The organism is Rhizobium chutanense (genome assembly GCF_002531935.1).
Classification (GTDB): domain Bacteria; phylum Pseudomonadota; class Alphaproteobacteria; order Rhizobiales; family Rhizobiaceae; genus Rhizobium; species Rhizobium chutanense.
In genome coordinates this window covers 151,548-167,591 of record NZ_NWSV01000004.1, presented here as the reverse complement: position 1 = coordinate 167,591, position 16,044 = coordinate 151,548, and the positions used below count along the sequence as shown (strand labels likewise).

Below are 16,044 nucleotides of genomic sequence, written 5' to 3'. Positions count from 1 at the left end.
AGCGAAAATGACAGCGCACATGAACATTGCCGCATCCACCAAGATCCTGGTCCTCTCCGACGATGCGGCTGCAGCGAGCTTCATGCTCGATACGTTCGGGTCGCTTTCGCGGTACGATGTCCGCCATCTCGCGCTGAAGGCGCTCGCGGAGAAGGGCCGGTTCGATCCGGCGCAGTTCGATCTCATCGTTCTCGACGTCGACAATGGGAAATTGCTGCAGCAGCCGGAGCTTTTCACGTTTCGCACCAGCTATCGGGACATTCCGCTGGTCGTCGTTTCCGAAGATCTGCCTGATGACATGATGCGGCTGCTCTTTCGCCTCAACGGCAAAGACTGGCTGAAGAAGCCGCTCGAGCGCCGCGCCCTGATCGACATGATCTCGACCCATGCGCCCGGCACCGGGGCGAGCGACAGCCGGGTGCATGCCGTGGTCTCGGCCGTCGGCGGCGCGGGCGCCAGCGTGATCGCCTCATCGCTTGCGCATGTGCTGGCCCAGCCGACCAAGAATTACACGCCGCGGATCGACTTGTTCGACACGGATTTCTGCTCCGGGACGCTTGGCTATTATCTCAACCTCGTCAACGACTACGACTTGAAACCGGTTATCGCCAATCCGTCCCGGGTCGATCTGGAATTCATCGATCTCGTCCGAAAGCGGCATTCGGGCGGCTTTTCGCTGCTGTCCTTCAAGCAGCCGTCAGTGCTTCTGGCGCCGAAGGGCCGTGAACTGGTGCTGCGCATGCTCGACGTCGCCGCCTTCGAGAGCGACCACACGATCGTCGACGTTCCCTATTATGACACGCCGTGGAAGTACGAGGTGCTCACGTCGGTCAACAGCGTCTGCATCGTCACCGAAATGACGGTGCCTGCGCTTTCTCAAGCCAAGGATCTGTTTGCCAATCTGGTGCGGCTGCGGGGCAGTGCGGATCAGATATTCATCGTCATCAACAAATACCGCTCCAAACTTTTCGGCCTCGGCCTGCGCCGGCAACAAACGGAAAAGATATTCAAGGAGATCCCGACGCATGTCATCGGGGATGACTGGGAGACTTTGAGCGAGGCGGTCAATCGCGGCGTGCTGCCATTTCAAGTGAATTCCCGGGCGCGCTTCTGCGGTGCGGTCGGCAAACTTGGAGCGCTGGTGCGATGAAGGCGATCGACAGAGAGCGCATGCGATCTCGCGCCGCTGCCGGCCTTGTCGTTTTGGCGATTCTGGCCGCTGCCGGGAGTGCTGCGGCCGCCGGGCTTGTGCCGCGCAGCCTCGGGCCGACGACAAGCGCCGTGGTGACGATCGAAAAAAGCTATGCGGCCGGGACGATCGTCATCGTCAGCGGCAACCGCACGCTGGATCTCGTCATCTCCGAAGGGCGCGCGATCCGTTACAAGATCGGCGTCGGACGGGACGGATTTCGCTGGAGCGGCACCGTCAAGGTGGGACGCAAGGCAGAGTGGCCCGACTGGCGCCCGCCTGCCGAGATGAAGGCGCGCGCAGCCGGACTTCCGGACCTGGTGCCTGCCGGGCCGCTCAATCCTTTGGGGGCCCGCGGGATCTATCTCTACAAGGGCGGGGCCGACACGCTCTACCGCATTCATGGAACGAACGAGCAGTCGACGGTCGGCGGTTTTGCGTCATCGGGCTGTTTTCGGATGAGCAATGCCGACGTCATCGATCTCTATGAGCGGGTGAAGGTCGGTTCCACGGTCATTGTAAAATAGTTGGGGGGGTGGGACGCATGGCGAGCGGTATCATGGGGCGTTTCTACAGGCAGGAGCCGGAAAAGCGGGAACATCCGGAGGCGGCCGAACTGTCTTTGATCGGCGCGGCGCAGGCCATGCCCGCCCAGCCGGCCTCCGAGGGCGCCGCGGCGAGTGACGAAGAGGCTTCGCTCGGGCCGGACATGGTTTCCGAGCGGGTCAATCTGCACCGCTATCTGCTCGATCGCATCAATCTCGGGATCCTCGACACGCTCGACAACGAGGAGATCGCCACCGAGATCCGGCCATTGGTCAAGGACTATATCCGGACCAACAATTTTCCGCTGAATGCCAAGGAAATCAATGATCTGATCCGCGATATCACCGACGAGATGCTCGGGCTCGGACCGATCGAGCCGCTGCTGGCCGACGATACGATCGCGGATATTCTCATCAACGGCTACAACAGCGTTTATGTCGAGCGGAGCGGCAAGCTCGAGAGCACCGCCGTGCGGTTCAAAGACGAGGACCATCTGCTTCGGGTGATCAACAAGATCGTCTCGGCGGTCGGCCGCCGCGTCGACGAGTCGACGCCGATGGTCGACGCCCGCCTCAAGGATGGCTCGCGTGTCAACGTCGCCATCCGGCCGATTTCGGTCGACGGACCGCTCGTTTCCATCCGCAAATTCACGCGCAAGCCGCTGACGATGGAGCGCCTCGTGCAATATGGCGCCATGGCCGATGCGATGCGCATCCTTCTCAGCGCCGCGGTCAAGGGCAAGGTGTCGATGGTCATTTCCGGCGGCACCGGTTCCGGCAAAACCACTCTTCTCAACGCGCTCTCGTCGCAGATTTCTCCGAAGGAGCGCCTGATCACCATCGAGGACGCGGCCGAGCTTCAGCTGCAGCAGCCGCATGTCGGGCGTTTGGAAACCCGGCCGCCGACGCTCGACGGACGCAACGAGATCCGGCAACGCGAACTTTTGAAAAACGCCCTGCGCATGCGTCCCGACCGCATCATCGTCGGCGAAGTCCGCGGCGACGAGGCCTTCGACATGCTGCAGGCAATGAATACCGGTCACGAGGGGTCGATGACAACAATTCACGCCAATACGCCGCGCGACGCCGTCGGCCGGCTTGAGCAGATGGTCGGCATGGCCGGGATGCCGATGTCGCAGTTGAGCATTCGCTCGCAGATCTCGTCGGCCATCACGATGATCGTCCAGGTCCAGCGCCTGAGCGACGGCAGCCGCAAAGTTGTCTCGATTTCCGAGATCACCGGCATGGAAGGTGAAGTCGTGCAGATGCAGGAGATTATGAAATTCAAGAAAATCGGCACCGATGAAGGCGGGCGGATCCATGGAGAATTCCGCGCCACCGGCATCCGGCCGCGCTTCGTCGAGGAATTTGCCGAACTCGGGATCGAGATCCCCGTGACGATTTTCGATCCCGGCAAACCGCTGCAGACGGGACCTGTTCAATGACCCTGCTTCTCCTTTACGCGGCCGTTTTCACCGCCGCCCTGGTTGCCGTCGAAGCGATCCTGCGCGGCTACTTCAAGACATCCGAACGCCATCGCGCCGTGAACCATCGGCTGAGCTTGCTCGAGGTCAGCGATGATCATCGCAAGACCTATAGCGATATGCTGAAGGAACGCGGCGCCGCAACCAGTTGGCGGCAAACCCCGGTGATGCAGCGGCTGCTGCGGTTCTACGCCCAGTCGGGGATCAAGTTCGATGCCAGGCGATTTGCGCTCTTCGCGATCGCGGGCGCCCTTTTGACATGGCTGGCCGTGGGGTTCTTCGTGCCGAGCACGCTGTTCAGGATCCCCGTTTTTCTCCTGATCTGCCTCCTCATCCCGGCGCTCGTCGTCTGGCGTGCCCGGGCACGCCGCATGAGGAAATTCGAACTGAAGCTTCCCGAAGCGCTCGATGTCGCCAATCGCAGCCTGGCCGCCGGCCATCCGTTGCCGGCGGCGATTTCCTTGGTGGCGCGCGAGATGCCCGATCCGATCGGCACCGAGTTCGGCCTGCTCTCGGATGAACTCACCTACGGCGTGACGCTTGACGATGCGCTCGTCAACCTGGCGGACCGGGTCGGCGTCGAGGATCTGAACCTGCTTGCGATATCGCTGAGCGTCCAGGCGGGAACCGGCGGAAACCTCGTGGAGATCCTGCAGAACCTGTCGAAGACGCTGCGAGACCGGTCGATGCTGAAGGCAAAGGTCAAGGCGATTTCCTCGGAAGGGCGCATCACGGCGATCTTCATGTCGATGTATCCGTTTCTGCTCTACGCGATGATCAAGGCGTTGTCGCCGACCTATTTCGATCCCGTCTGGGCGAGCGGCCACGGAGCCGTCGTGGTGACCGTCCTGCTGGCCGTCATGGCGATCGGGAATGTCATTCTCTACAAGATGGTCAACTTCGAGTACTGAGGCGTTCATGTCGAGTGAGTATGGAATTTATCTCATCGTCTTCTTCGCAGTGCTGATCTTTACTGCGGCCGCCTCGGAATTGTTTTTTCGCCAGCGCGAGGTCTCGGTCCGGGTGTCGAAAAGCTCGGCGACATCAGGCGAGGAGTTCCATCTTGGCGATACGACGATTGCCGATCTCGGCGAGGCGGAAAACCGCCTGATCCGTCGCTATTTCGAGATCACCCGACGTGACACCAATGTGAACTCCACCCAGAACCGGCTGATCCGGGCGGGCTATTTCGCTGCCGGCGCCGTGACCACCTTTCAGGTGGTTCGCGCCGCGGTCTGCATCGGCGTGATGGTCGCGACGGTCTGGGCTCTCAATCGGGTCGTGCCTGATATGTCGGGGGTGGCGACGCTGGTCGCTGCGATGTTTGCCGCGGGCTCCACCTTTATTCTGGTCAACATCTATATCGACCGGCGTGGCGCCGCCAAGGAGAGGGAGTACCGCCGCCTCTTTCCCGATTTCATGGATATGCTGATCGTCTGCCTCGATGCGGGCATGAGCATCGAGGCGGCGGCGAACCGTGTTGCCCGGGAATTCGTCGACAAGCGCCAGGATTTCGGCCTGCATCTGTCGATCATGATGCTGGAAGTGCGGGGCGGCCGGCGATTGCGCGAGGCGCTCGCCAACCTTGCCATCCGGCTGAGGATTGACGAAGCCCGGGCCCTTTCCGTTCTGTTCCGCCAATCGGAGGAACTCGGGACCAGCGTAACGCAGACGCTGCGGGTCTACTGCAAGGAAATGCGCGACATCCGTATTGTTCGCGCGGAGGAAAAGGCAAACGCCCTGCCGGTCAAAATGCTGCTGCCGCTCGGCGCCTTCCTTTTTCCGGTCAGCCTCATCATCGTTCTCGTTCCCGTCGTTATGCGCGTCGTCAGTCTCCTTATCAGCATGAAACCCGGCGGTTGAGCCAAGCGAGGTCGTATGCAGTATCCGCTCGAACAGAACCGAAACGACGCCATCATTTCGCTCGATCCGCGCATGCCGATGGCGCCGGCAAGCATGGAACAAGCCGGACTGGATCCGTCCTTCCTGCTTCGGCTGGCGGCGAAATGCGCGGCCGAGCAGGATACGACCACGGCCTCTCATCTGGCTGAGCGCATGAAACTGCCGAAAGTGATCGTCAATATCCTGATCAAGGAACTGGTGAAACTCGCCTATATCGAGGCGCGCGGCCTGGCCGGCGAGGATGTGAGATCCGATATTCGATATGCGCTTTCGATGAAGGGGCTCGAATATGCCCATGCGGCGTCGCGTCAATGCCAATATGTCGGGCCGGCGCCGGTGTCGCTGGACGCCTTCTGCCGGCAAGTCGGTCTGCAGTCCATCCACGACGAGCGCGTGACCCCGGAGCGGCTGACCGACAGCCTTGCCGGGCTGGTGCTCTCGCACACCCTGGTCGAAAAGCTCGGCCCCGCCATCAACTCCGGTCGTTCCATCCTGCTTTACGGACCGCCCGGAAACGGCAAGACCAGCATCGCCGAGCGGACCTCGCACCTATTTTGCCAAACGATCTGGGTGCCCTACGCCATCGAGGTCGGCGGCCATGTCATCAGCTTCTATGACGAAGCCGTGCATCAGCCGGCATCGGAGGCCGGCGCGGATTCCCATCCGAAAGCCGATCAGCGATGGGTCGAATGCCGCCGTCCGGTGATCAAGACCGGCGGGGAATTGACCCTCGATCAGCTCGATCTCACCTTCAACGGCGGACCGAATGTCTATGAAGCGCCCATCCACCTGAAGGCATCCGGCGGCGTTTTCATCATCGACGATTTCGGGCGCCAGCAAGTGGCGCCGCAGGCGCTGATCAATCGCTGGATCGTGCCGCTCGAGCGCGGATATGATTTCCTGACGCTGCACACCGGCAAGAAGTTCAAGGTTCCCTTTGACGAGCTGGTCGTGTTTTCGACCAATATCGCCCCGAAGGACCTTTCCGACGAGGCGGGCTTGCGGCGCCTGAAATACAAGATCTTCGTGAACACGCCGTCGCGCGACGAATATATCAGGATCTTCAAATCCTATGCCGGCGGCAACGGATTGGTCGTCTCCGATCCCGACCTGAACCTGTTTTACGATCGCAAGTACGCCGGCGATATGCCGGCCTCTTGCTATCATCCGAAATATCTTCTGGATTTCGTCGGTTCTTACTGCGATTTCAACGGACTAGCTAGAAACGCATCGCTCGACATGCTCGAACGGGCATGGGAAGGTGTGTTTACATCGGAATGATTTGCGGGCCTGGCGCCGATCGCGGCCAAGGCCGATTGAACGACTTACGGGGAGTAAACGAATGACCAGCATTCCAAGCATCGAGGTCGAAGCAGAACGCCCAAAACCAGGCAATGTGCGAACCGTAGAACAGAAAGGCTCAAAAAGCCCGGTGCTCGTCGGTTTGCTCCTGATGCTCCTGCCGGTCAATGCCGGCGTTCTCATCTATACCGCCAAAAACTCGGCGGATGTCCGCGAGAGTCGGGAGACCATCGCCGCGCTGAAAAGGTCGATCGATGGCCTGAGAGGACAGATGGAAAAACAGTCGGGCAAGATCGACGACAATGCCAAGGCCGACGACGTCGCCGTGATTCGCCAGCAGATGGATGAGCTGCAAAAGACCGTGGTGAACGAACGGCAGAACGACACAAGCAATCTTCGCATGGGTTCGGCTCTGGTCCTGAGCGCGCCCGGCAAGGAACCGGCGCAATTTTTCGCACCGCGTGCCGCGCCGGCGGAAACTCTAATGCCGGACAGCAGTCTTGCGTCGATCACAGCCGGCGGCATTGCCGTCAACGACCTGCCGCGTTACGAACGCACCCTCTCGCCGGAAGGCCAGCTCATCCTTCGGAAAGCACGGTAGATAAAGGCTTTATCTGCAAAGCACGTCGCATCGGACGTGCTTCATGGGACGGACTTTGGGTCTTTATTTTTACGCGATGTCCCCGCCGCAAAACCGCTGCACAGGTTTGCGCGACACATGCTTCAAAGCCATCGCTGGACGCTGCCAGGGGGGCGCCCGCGCCGATGCTCGCAACGCGGCAACGGCACGCCCATCCCGACGCGGATCGCTGAAAAGCTTATCAGCGCTGAGCGTAATTTACGCTATTCTTCATCAATTCGAGATTGCGGGCTGTGACTTCGTTTCCGGGATCAAGCTCATAGGCTTTCAAGAAATACCGTCTGGCAGTACGTAAGTCGCCGCGTAAAAGGTGAGAATATCCAATATTATTATAGTAAACCGGGGTGTTGCCGATCATGCGCGAGAGCTGCTGGTAGGCGCGGTCGGATGTGTCGAAGCGGGCAACCATGTCGGCGGAGGCTGCAAAGCCCAGCCAGGCAGCCGGATCTTCCGGAAAAACGTCAACCGCACGCTTGTAAATGGCGTAGGATTTTCCGTAGTTCTTTTCCTGAAACTGCAGCTTTCCGGTGGTGATCAGCTCGTCGTTTTTATAGAAGGCGACGGCCGAGTCATCCTCAAGGGTTTTTGCACTGTCGCCATAGGCGGCCAGGCCATCCGTGGCTGACTGGCAACCGGCCAAAATCGTCCCGGTCGCTAACAAAAACGCGATGCATGTCGTTCCAGCTTTGATCTGCAGCATTGGCAATTTGATCTCCCCGTCAGACATTCTTACCTGAATTTCGGATACGTTCACCGGAGATCATCGTAAAAAAAAGCTAACAACTCAAGAATTTGAACCAATAGTCGCAAAAAAGCGACAGGTGCGGTTTTCGCCGGAAGTCGCAGGGCTGATAAACGCCAAGTTGTGATCGCAGGCATCCTCTGTCCGGCGATTCATCGAGTGGAAAATTCATCGACGTCGCCTACCTTCCCCGTCAGGTCAAAGGATGGAACGCTCTATGCGAAACGCGATTCTCATGCTGATGCGACTGGGACCGGCACTGGCCTATGCGATCGCATCGATCTTCGTTCTCAGCATGCCGCTTCTCGAAAGCCACCCCGCGAGTCCCTTTGCCTGGTGGCTTTACATGACCATCCTCCCGGTCATGCGCGAGCCCATCTATCTGCTTTTGGCGGTCCCCGGCGTCGGCATCTGGAGCGCCATGGTGGTGTTGATGCTTGCATCGGCTTTCGGGGTTCGCTTGGCCTTGCAGCCGCAAAGACATCAGCGGTCAGGCTTCATCCATGCCCATATCGCGCTGATTGCCACCGGCATGGCGATGGGGCGGGCCGCCGTGGCGCAAGCCGGCCTTTTCGGCAGTGCTCTGCCGCAATTTCAGCGCGGCGACTGGTCGTTCCTGCCGCTCTCTTCCTCACCGCTTGGGACCGTGCTTTTTTTATCCGTGCTTCCGGCTTGCATCTGCTGCCATTTCAGCATCATCAGGCGCATCCGATCGGCGCGATAAAAAAGGCCGAAGCGCCGCCCGATCGGCGTTCTCACCATTGGCTACAAGGTGCGCGTTCGCCCGAACGAGCGCAGCAAAAGATTGAGAGAGACGGCGACCTTGTCGATGTCGCGAATATCCTGCGAATATTGGCCGGTGTAGAGTTTGACGATCATGCTGTCGCGCGCAGAGCCGTCGAGTTCGAAATAAAGGTGCAGGTAATAGGCTTGCTTGTCGCCGCCGCGACTTATGCTCCTTCGTCGCTGCGTGACATGTCTGAGTTCTGCCTGGAAGGGGGCGAAACCGGGGAGTTTCAGCATGACCGATTTGGATTGAAATCGGGCCATGGTGGGAACCGCAACGACCGCCTTATCCAGCGCCAGACTGACGACCTGGCCGGGGACATCGTCGACGGTGGCGGCTTCATCGAGTTTGAACGCATGAAACAGGCGCCGAGGTTTCTCGAAGCAGATCAGCGACGCGATGAGCAGGACGATGATATTGATCCCCGACCAAAAGGCGGCGACCGGCGAAAACTGACCTTGTGTGTGCGACGTTTCTGGCACGATATTGACGAGCAGACCAAGGACGGTGACCGTGATCAGGCCTGCGATCCAGGCAAAACTGTAGCGGTCGAACAGGTTCGCTTCGTTGCCGCTGCCCTTCGGCGTCACCCTGAACGGTTTGCCGAACGGTCTCACCAGGCTGGAGATGACGGTCGGCAGCATGCGGAATGCCGCAAACGTCCCGACCGCGCTTGAGATCACCGGCAGATAACGCGTCGGCGTGATCCACAGCATCAGCAGAAAATACGCCGCCAGCACCGGCACCTGATGCGACACGTAATCGGCGATCGAGGTGAAATGCAGCGGCAGCAGGCCGAGCCAGAGATAGACGATCGGGACGAGCAAGATCGTCAGGCGGACCAGATATTGCACCAGCCATGAGATCGGCAGGAACATGATTCGCTGAAACAGCGTCAATCCCGGGCCGCGCAGCGGGCCATTGTACAAGTAGAGGGTCTGAATACCGCCCTGGCACCAGCGTTCGCGCTGCACGAAATAACCGGTCAGGTTTTCGGCGGCCAATCCCATCGACAGCCGCTCATTCAGATAGCGCGTCTTGTAGCCTTTGTTGAGCATGGAAAGCGTCGTCAGCAGGTCTTCGGTGATCGACTCCGTCGGAAATCCGCCGATGGCGTCGATCGCCGCGCGGCGCGAAACCGAGCATGAGCCGCAGCAGAAACTGACGTCCCAGCTGTCGCGGCTGGGCGCGATCTCGTCGAAGAACAGCCGCTGCTCGTCCGGCCAGATATTCTCCAGGCCGAGATTGGATTGCACGGGATCGGTATTGAAGAAATGTTGCGGTGTCTGGACGATGCCGATGCTGTCGTCACTGAAGAAGGGCAGCGTCCGGCGCAGGAAATGTCGATAGGGAACGAAATCCGCGTCGAAGACCGCGATAAACTCGCCCGAGCTGACCTTGAGCCCGTTGTTCATATTGCCGGCTTTGGCGTGGCTGTTGTCGCCGCGCGTGACATGGATGGCGTTCTTCTCCTCGCAATAGGCCTTGAGCCAGTCCCGGCGTTGGTCGTCGAGCACATAGACGTTCAGCTTGTCGGCAGGATAATCCAGCGCACGGGCGCCGATGATGGTTCGCTCAAGCACGTCGAGCGGCTCGTTATAGGTCGGAATGAAAACATCGACGGTCGGCAGCTCGCGCGTGTCGCGCGCGAAGAAAACCCCGGCCAGCCTGTCGGCTTCCGCACTCCGATCGACGTAGCGGCTCATCAATATCAGAAACAGCACCACTTCGAGGCACGCCAGAATCTCGACCACGAAGAGGATCCAGACCCAATAGAAATTCAGGCCGTCATTGGGGTAGGGAAGCACGGTCTCGGTCAGGCGCCAGACCATGTATCGCAAGACGGTTGCCGCCACGAAGGCGCAGGTCACCGTCCGCGTCCAGCTGTGATGGCGCGACCAATTGAAGGGCCCCAGGAAAAAGAAGGCCAAAACCAGAAAGGTGGGAACCAGTGCTAGAAGATACTGAACCACAGTTTCTTGACCCAATTTGACACGTCCATGCGGTGTTTGGAAAACCGGACCTGCACGCTGCGCCCCACCTGGCAGAAGTTGGCGAAGTCGCCGTTCATGAAGGAAGGATCGAGGCGGACCCGAATGCGGGCGTTCCGCTGTGTCGATGGCGGCAGGCTGGCGGCAAAGGCATCGGTCTCGACAGCCGCCGAGCTGCCTTTTACGGAAACGACCGTTCCCTTGAAGACATCGTTGCGGCCGAACAAGCGCACTTGCGCGGCAAGTCCCGGATAGATCTCGTCATAATCGACCTCGGGAACCAGGATATCGACGAACAGCTCTCGGCAGTCGAGCAGGCGCATCAGCTCGTTGTTGAGCACGACGTTCGAGCCGTTGACGATGCTCCTGCTCCAGACGACGCCGTCGAACGGTGCGATAGCGGTCGCGGATTCAAGGTTGCTGACGCGGTTTTTCTCTTCGGTGAGCTGCTTTTGCGCTTCGCTGGCGCGCGTCTCGTTTTCCGCGATGCGCGAGTTCAGGTCGTTGATGTGGACGATGACCTCGTCCTCGCGCTGCCGCGAATAGGGCACATCGTTCTGTCCGTCGCCGAACACGAAGATGCCTTGGCGGACGGCCTCGAGCCTTTGCTGCAATTGATCGACCGTCAAATTGCTGATTTCGACCTCGCCGCCGGTCGCAGCCCCGGCGGCGCGCGCGGCCTCGACCAGCTTCTGGGTCAGAATGCCTTTCGACTCGAGCGCCATCCGGCGGCTCAGGTCGACCTGCGCGACCAGATCCTGAGCCTGTGACACCTCGACCTTCTTCCGCAGGATTTCGACTTCGCGTTCGAGATTGGCAATGGTGGTCTGCCGGTAGACTTCCAATCTGGCGGACAGTTCCTCGCGAAGCTCGGAGAGCTCCGCCCGTTCCTTTTTCAGCGCCGCGACGCGGTCGAGCGCCGTGTTGCGATCTGCTTCGAGCGACGCAAGGATCGCGCGGTTGACGCGCGGATTTCTGATCTCTGCGAGAGACTGTCCCTCTTTGGCCGGGCTGCCCACCTTGGCGGGCTCTTCTGCAATCGTGCCGTCGATCGGTGCATTGACGACGGCGAAACGCGCATTGACCGTGCCGTCAAGGCTCGTATAGCCGGTGATCGCCGGCAATGAGACGACAGCGATGATCACCAGCAGCAGCAGGCCGACAGTGATGCGTGTGATGCGATGGTTCCAGATCATGGCGTCATCCGAAGGTATCGCGTCATCCATCGACCTCTCGATCTAGTACCATGGATACAACTAAATCTTGCATAAGCTAACGCAAATAAACGAAATAGACAAGTAATGGTAGACGGCCTGAAGGGTTTCGGCGGGCTGCTTGCCGCCCGGCCGAAGAGATCGGCCTCGGTGAACGCGCTGCTCCAGGACGGCGATGCCGTTTTCGCCAGTAGCGATGATGATTTCTTCGCGCCGGAGATTGGTTTCGATCTGAAAGCTGTGACACGCTTACCGCGGGCCTTCCTCTTCCTCCCGCAACCGCCCGCGAAAGGTGTTCGGCGTCGCGCCGATCGCCGCCTGAAACATCGCAATGAAGGCGGAGGTCGTGCTGTAGCCCAGCCTGTGGGCGACAGTTTGCACCGACAGCCCATCCGCAAGCATGGCGAGCGCCCGGGAGAGGCGAAGCCGCTGCCGCCATTTCACGAAGCTCATGCCGAGATCGCGTTTGCAGCGCCGGGCCAAGGTGCGTTCGGTGCTGTGAACATGCCTTGCCCATTCCTCCAGCGAGCGGCCGTCGCCGGGGTTCTTGCAGAGCGCGTCCAGCACCGGCTTCAAGGTGCGATCATCCGATAGCGGCAGGAAGCTCTCCAGCGGCGATCCGATACTCAGCTGATCGATCAGCACGCGCATCAGCCGGGCATCATCCGCGGTTTGCGGCGCGCCGATCCCGCGCTTCTTCAGATCGAGAAGGATCGCCTTGGCGATCGGCCCGACCGAGAGAATGCTGGCCTGACGCGGCAGCCGGTCGCAGAGCCTCCGTTCGATATCGAGCAGCAGATAGGAGGTCTCGTCGCCGGCCCAGGCCAGATGTTCGGTCTCCGGCGGCAGCCACACGCCGAAATCCGGCGGCGCCGCATAGCGGCTGCTTTTCACCGTCAGCTCGATGACGCCGGCGACGGAATAGACGAATTGACCCCAGCTGTGCCGATCCATCGGGAAGGAGGTGACTTCGGCGAGCTGCACGATCTTCATGGCGATCGTTTCCGGCGGCAACTCTCGATCGCCCCCGGTGCCGTCCCCGCCGGTCATTTTGTCAGAAGCCACGTATCCACTGTCCGGATTTCGCTATCCCTCCCTGTGTATATGCTTCTCATCTCAGAAGGGTAGAGGATTATCGGATGACTGCTCTGGAAATGCTTGAAGGATTGCCGCGCCTCGATCTGCGCGGCTTCGTTTCGCCGGTCCAGCGTCTCGAACGCTTCAGCGAGACGATCGGTGTCGAGGTCTGGTGCAAGCGCGACGACATCGGCTCCGTCGGTCTCGCCGGCAACAAGGTCCGCAAGCTCGAGGTCGAATTGGCCCACGCCCTGGCCTGCGGCGCAACGCACCTGGTCGCCGAAGGCTCGCGCCTTTCCAATGCCACCCGCGCGGTCGCCGCCGCTGCTGCTGCTCTCGGCCTGAAATGCACGCTGCTCCTCTGTCATGACGAGCCGCACGAGCCGGTCGGCAACCTGATGCTCGACGGCCTTTTCGGCGCCGACCTGCGCTTCGTCGGCAACGTCAACTGGCTTGAACTCGCCGAGCACGCGGAGATCGTCGTCCGCGAGCTCGAACGATCCGGCGAGCGCGTCTATCGGCTGCCGATCGGCTGCGCGTCCGAACGCAGCTGCCTGGGCTTTGCCCTGGCCTACGGTGAACTCCGCTACCAGATGCGCGCCCACGGCCGGAGCGTCGGCACCATCGTCCATGCCAGCTCTTCGGGCGGAACCCATGCCGGCCTCGTCCTCGGCAACGCCTTGCATGGCTTCGAAAGTCAAATCCGCGGCATCGTCGTCGCCGAAGACGTCTATCCCGACGTGGCCGGCACCTATCTTTCGTTCGCCCGCGGCGGCGCCCGCCTGATCGATGCCGAGGTCGAGCTGACACGCGATCACATCAATATCAGCGAAGCCTATCTCGGCGAGGGTTATGGGCTGCCCGCCGCCGGCATCTACGAGGCGATCGATCTGCTGGCCACCAAAGAGGGCCTGCTGGTCGATCCCGTCTACAGCGGCAAGGCGGCCGCCGCCATCATCGACCTCGCCGCCAGGAACGAGCTGAAAGGCCCGGTCGTCTTCTGGCACACGGGCGGTTACCACGCCCTGTTCGATCCTCGTTATGCCAAGCGCATCTGGTCGGCGATAGAGCGGCTCTCTGGCGTGGAATTGTGATATCGCGCCATAGGGTGGTGTTCCGGTTCTTCCGCGCTCTGTCCCAAAGCGACAGCCGGCCTGTGTGGCTGACCTCGATTTGGTGTAAAAGCCGAAGCGACGTGGCAATTTGGAGAATAAAATGGGGCGGAAGGCGCCGAGACGCGGCGAGCTGTTTGAGATTGATCTCGGTGACGGTCGCTATGCCGCTGCCATGGCTCTCAAACATCCGCTCGCCATCTTTTTTGATGTGGTATTCGAGACGGAGATCATGCCTCAGCCAATGGGCGGGATGCCGGTTACATTCCGATGCTGGGTCATGGACAGCGCGTTTGGCGGCGCTGGCTGGCGTCGTTTAGGGCTCCTCAAGCCAGATCCCGATTGGGAAGATATGGAATTCGTAAAAAGGGACGTTCTTTCGGGAGCGGTAACGGCCTATCGGCACGGCGTTGAAACGTCTGTCACCGTCACGGAGGCCGCGTCTATGGAACCCGCGGCGGTGTGGAGTGGGAGCCATCTTATCGACCGCCTGAAGGATCATTTCAACGGAACACCGAATGAATGGCTGGAGTCTCTACGAAGAACGATCCTCAGCCGCCCGCAAATTGCGGCGTCCGGACCCAATTCCAACGATCCCGACAATTGACTGGCGGCGGACGCAACCTCTCAGCCGAGGCCTTCTCCAATCCCGCATTCACGCCAGAGCTACTGTACGCTGCAAATCTACGATGTTGCCTCATCAATCACACGCCCCATGGCATATGACGGCTGGTAACCCGGCAACACATTGCCAGTGGGTCTGATGGAACGCATCAACGCGTCTCGGGACTTGCCTACGATTGCACCTGCTTTTCGCAAGCCAAAAACGTAAGGACCCACGTCAGCAGGCAGTGAATTGAGCGACAATCCCAACTCTTTATCGGAAAGATGGGCGACAGATGCTGCCAGTTCAACGACCTTCCTTTCCATCGCCGCGTATTCCTTCGTCAGGAGGAGTACGATGTCGTCAAAATCGCTCCAAAACTCTTCCGGCAAATCACGACGAATCGCGGCCATGTCGTCCCCAGCGGCCATTGCTTCCCACAGTGCCAATGGCGTGCAGCGTGAGATCAACGCATGGATACGACGGTACTCGGAGCCTTTGAGTTTGAGGCGCACGCCATTTGTGAATCTAACGACAAATCCCTCGTTGTCGCGTGGGAGCGTTGCAGTATGGAGCATCATGTCCGCCATATTCCCGAACTCATGGCGTTCGGCCGCACGCCATCCCAACGCTTGGCTCGTCCTTCGAACCTCGTCGTAGGTTAGTTCAAGACCTGAAGCGTGGTAGGCCGCCAACATCACCATGGCGGGCTCTGCATATCGCACGACAATTCTGTTTTCCGGATATACCGCCTCGAACAGATATGTCGTATCCGGCGACAGGCCGGAGAGATCGTGGGCATCCAAGCGTGCTTGAGCCCATAGGGCCTGTTCGGAGTCGAACGCGCCTTTGGTGGCTGCGTGCCAACGGCCAGCATCATTGAACACGATTATCAGACTACCATCGAGCTTTTCGAACGCCTCAAACGGCAGATCGGGTACTTCGCCATACCGCTCGCCGACATTGAAAAACTTCGGAAATGGTGTGGCAACGACCCGACCAGCGCCCTCGTCCACAATGAGACCGCGAGCGATCAGCGAAAATTGATCCCAACCATCCTCATATACGCACCGGGGCGTATAGATGTAGAGCTGCAAGGTACTGGTTGCGTTCGGACGGCGATGGACATGGCCAAGCCCTTGGGCTCGCTTCAAGCCAGCGATAAGGTCGGGAAACGGGATTCGGCGTGCAGGGTGTATCGGGTCGTTCATCTTTTCACAGCACCCTCTTTTGTCGCCTTCAGAAACAATTTTGGCCAAATTTATCAATTGTTCAGCCGTTCCACGCGGTCAAACGCGATTTTCTAATAGGTTTGATTGTCCGCGCTGATGGATGCAACGCCTATTGGGTTCGGACCCAGCACAGCCTTTGCCAATGATTTCGCTACTGGCGTTCGCGATTCCCGCGTCGAAGCGTGAAACCGATTCGAGATCACGGTTCGATCAATCATGCTCA

Annotated in this window: 15 protein-coding genes; 10 read left to right on the top strand and 5 right to left on the bottom strand. The window is 59.9% G+C overall.

The features are described 5' to 3' along the window. The first annotated feature begins 7 nt into the window (after positions 1-7). The 7 genes from CO666_RS08110 (at position 8) to CO666_RS08080 (ending at position 7,023) form a co-directional block, all read left to right on the top strand. Entirely contained in the window at positions 8-1,150 is a 1,143-nt protein-coding gene (locus tag CO666_RS08110) for a response regulator/pilus assembly protein (RefSeq protein ID WP_097611557.1), read from the top strand. Then, positions 1,147-1,716: a L,D-transpeptidase gene (locus tag CO666_RS08105; protein WP_097611556.1), complete on the top strand. Its 570-nt coding sequence runs from the start codon at positions 1,147-1,149 to the stop codon at positions 1,714-1,716. The genes CO666_RS08110 and CO666_RS08105 overlap by 4 nt, the downstream gene beginning before the upstream one ends. Positions 1,717-1,733: 17 nt before the next feature. Next, positions 1,734-3,179, top strand: coding sequence for a TadA family conjugal transfer-associated ATPase (locus CO666_RS08100; protein WP_097611555.1), 1,446 nt, complete (start codon positions 1,734-1,736; stop codon positions 3,177-3,179). Beyond that, positions 3,176-4,129, top strand: a complete 954-nt coding sequence (locus CO666_RS08095) for a type II secretion system F family protein (protein ID WP_097611554.1) — start codon at positions 3,176-3,178, stop codon at positions 4,127-4,129. Before CO666_RS08100 ends, CO666_RS08095 begins: the two co-directional genes overlap by 4 nt. Before the next feature lie 7 nt (positions 4,130-4,136). Further along, the gene (locus CO666_RS08090) at positions 4,137-5,081 is read left to right on the top strand and encodes a type II secretion system F family protein (protein WP_097611553.1); all 945 of its coding nucleotides are present in this window, start codon (positions 4,137-4,139) and stop codon (positions 5,079-5,081) included. Between the two features lie 15 nt (positions 5,082-5,096). Beyond that, positions 5,097-6,401 (top strand): ATP-binding protein, encoded by a 1,305-nt coding sequence (locus CO666_RS08085; protein WP_097611552.1) that lies wholly within the window; start codon positions 5,097-5,099, stop codon positions 6,399-6,401. A gap of 61 nt (positions 6,402-6,462) precedes the next feature. After that, positions 6,463-7,023: a hypothetical protein gene (locus tag CO666_RS08080; RefSeq protein WP_097611551.1), complete on the top strand. Its 561-nt coding sequence runs from the start codon at positions 6,463-6,465 to the stop codon at positions 7,021-7,023. A 220-nt stretch (positions 7,024-7,243) separates the two neighbouring features. Here CO666_RS08080 and CO666_RS08075 read toward each other — a convergent pair whose 3' ends face one another. Beyond that, a complete protein-coding gene (locus tag CO666_RS08075) occupies positions 7,244-7,762 on the bottom strand; it encodes a tetratricopeptide repeat protein (protein WP_097611550.1) in 519 nt (172 codons plus the stop codon). A gap of 259 nt (positions 7,763-8,021) precedes the next feature. On the opposite strand from CO666_RS08075, the gene CO666_RS08070 reads away from it, so the two are divergent. Next, a complete protein-coding gene (locus tag CO666_RS08070) occupies positions 8,022-8,528 on the top strand; it encodes a hypothetical protein (protein WP_097611549.1) in 507 nt (168 codons plus the stop codon). A 41-nt stretch (positions 8,529-8,569) separates the two neighbouring features. Here CO666_RS08070 and CO666_RS08065 read toward each other — a convergent pair whose 3' ends face one another. The 3 genes from CO666_RS08065 to CO666_RS08055 all read right to left on the bottom strand — a co-directional run bounded on the left by CO666_RS08065 (position 8,570) and on the right by CO666_RS08055 (position 12,861). Next, positions 8,570-10,564 carry a glycosyltransferase gene (locus CO666_RS08065; RefSeq protein WP_097611548.1) on the bottom strand — a complete coding sequence of 665 codons (1,995 nt, stop codon included), beginning with the start codon at positions 10,562-10,564 and terminating at the stop codon, positions 8,570-8,572. Further along, complete coding sequence (locus CO666_RS08060) at positions 10,546-11,778, bottom strand: HlyD family secretion protein (RefSeq protein ID WP_097611809.1); 1,233 nt, start codon at positions 11,776-11,778, stop codon at positions 10,546-10,548. The genes CO666_RS08065 and CO666_RS08060 overlap by 19 nt, the downstream gene beginning before the upstream one ends. A gap of 267 nt (positions 11,779-12,045) precedes the next feature. Further along, on the bottom strand, positions 12,046-12,861 hold the full coding sequence (locus tag CO666_RS08055; protein WP_245436754.1) for an AraC family transcriptional regulator: 816 nt from the start codon (positions 12,859-12,861) through the stop codon (positions 12,046-12,048). A gap of 74 nt (positions 12,862-12,935) precedes the next feature. Here CO666_RS08055 and CO666_RS08050 point away from each other — a divergent pair, with 74 nt between their 5' ends. Both CO666_RS08050 and CO666_RS08045 read left to right on the top strand, forming a co-directional pair. Further along, on the top strand, positions 12,936-13,967 hold the full coding sequence (locus tag CO666_RS08050; RefSeq protein WP_097611546.1) for a 1-aminocyclopropane-1-carboxylate deaminase/D-cysteine desulfhydrase: 1,032 nt from the start codon (positions 12,936-12,938) through the stop codon (positions 13,965-13,967). 121 nt (positions 13,968-14,088) lie between these two features. After that, complete coding sequence (locus CO666_RS08045) at positions 14,089-14,592, top strand: hypothetical protein (protein ID WP_097611545.1); 504 nt, start codon at positions 14,089-14,091, stop codon at positions 14,590-14,592. Between the two features lie 77 nt (positions 14,593-14,669). On the opposite strand, the gene CO666_RS08040 is transcribed toward CO666_RS08045, so the two are convergent. Then, positions 14,670-15,848 carry a T4 RnlA family RNA ligase gene (locus CO666_RS08040; protein WP_245436753.1) on the bottom strand — a complete coding sequence of 393 codons (1,179 nt, stop codon included), beginning with the start codon at positions 15,846-15,848 and terminating at the stop codon, positions 14,670-14,672. Positions 15,849-16,044 lie beyond the last annotated feature (196 nt).

Excerpts from the sequence above, each read along its gene's own strand:
- CO666_RS08110 (WP_097611557.1), top strand. The coding sequence starts at position 8 with ATGACAGCGCACATGAACATTGCCGCATCCACCAAGATCCTGGTCCTC.
- CO666_RS08105 (WP_097611556.1), top strand. The coding sequence starts at position 1,147 with ATGAAGGCGATCGACAGAGAGCGCATGCGATCTCGCGCCGCTGCCGGC.
- CO666_RS08100 (WP_097611555.1), top strand. The coding sequence starts at position 1,734 with ATGGCGAGCGGTATCATGGGGCGTTTCTACAGGCAGGAGCCGGAAAAG.
- CO666_RS08095 (WP_097611554.1), top strand. The coding sequence starts at position 3,176 with ATGACCCTGCTTCTCCTTTACGCGGCCGTTTTCACCGCCGCCCTGGTT.
- CO666_RS08090 (WP_097611553.1), top strand. The coding sequence starts at position 4,137 with ATGTCGAGTGAGTATGGAATTTATCTCATCGTCTTCTTCGCAGTGCTG.
- CO666_RS08085 (WP_097611552.1), top strand. The coding sequence starts at position 5,097 with ATGCAGTATCCGCTCGAACAGAACCGAAACGACGCCATCATTTCGCTC.
- CO666_RS08080 (WP_097611551.1), top strand. The coding sequence starts at position 6,463 with ATGACCAGCATTCCAAGCATCGAGGTCGAAGCAGAACGCCCAAAACCA.
- CO666_RS08075 (WP_097611550.1), bottom strand. The coding sequence starts at position 7,762 with ATGCTGCAGATCAAAGCTGGAACGACATGCATCGCGTTTTTGTTAGCG.
- CO666_RS08070 (WP_097611549.1), top strand. The coding sequence starts at position 8,022 with ATGCGAAACGCGATTCTCATGCTGATGCGACTGGGACCGGCACTGGCC.
- CO666_RS08060 (WP_097611809.1), bottom strand. The coding sequence starts at position 11,778 with ATGATCTGGAACCATCGCATCACACGCATCACTGTCGGCCTGCTGCTG.
- CO666_RS08050 (WP_097611546.1), top strand. The coding sequence starts at position 12,936 with ATGACTGCTCTGGAAATGCTTGAAGGATTGCCGCGCCTCGATCTGCGC.
- CO666_RS08045 (WP_097611545.1), top strand. The coding sequence starts at position 14,089 with ATGGGGCGGAAGGCGCCGAGACGCGGCGAGCTGTTTGAGATTGATCTC.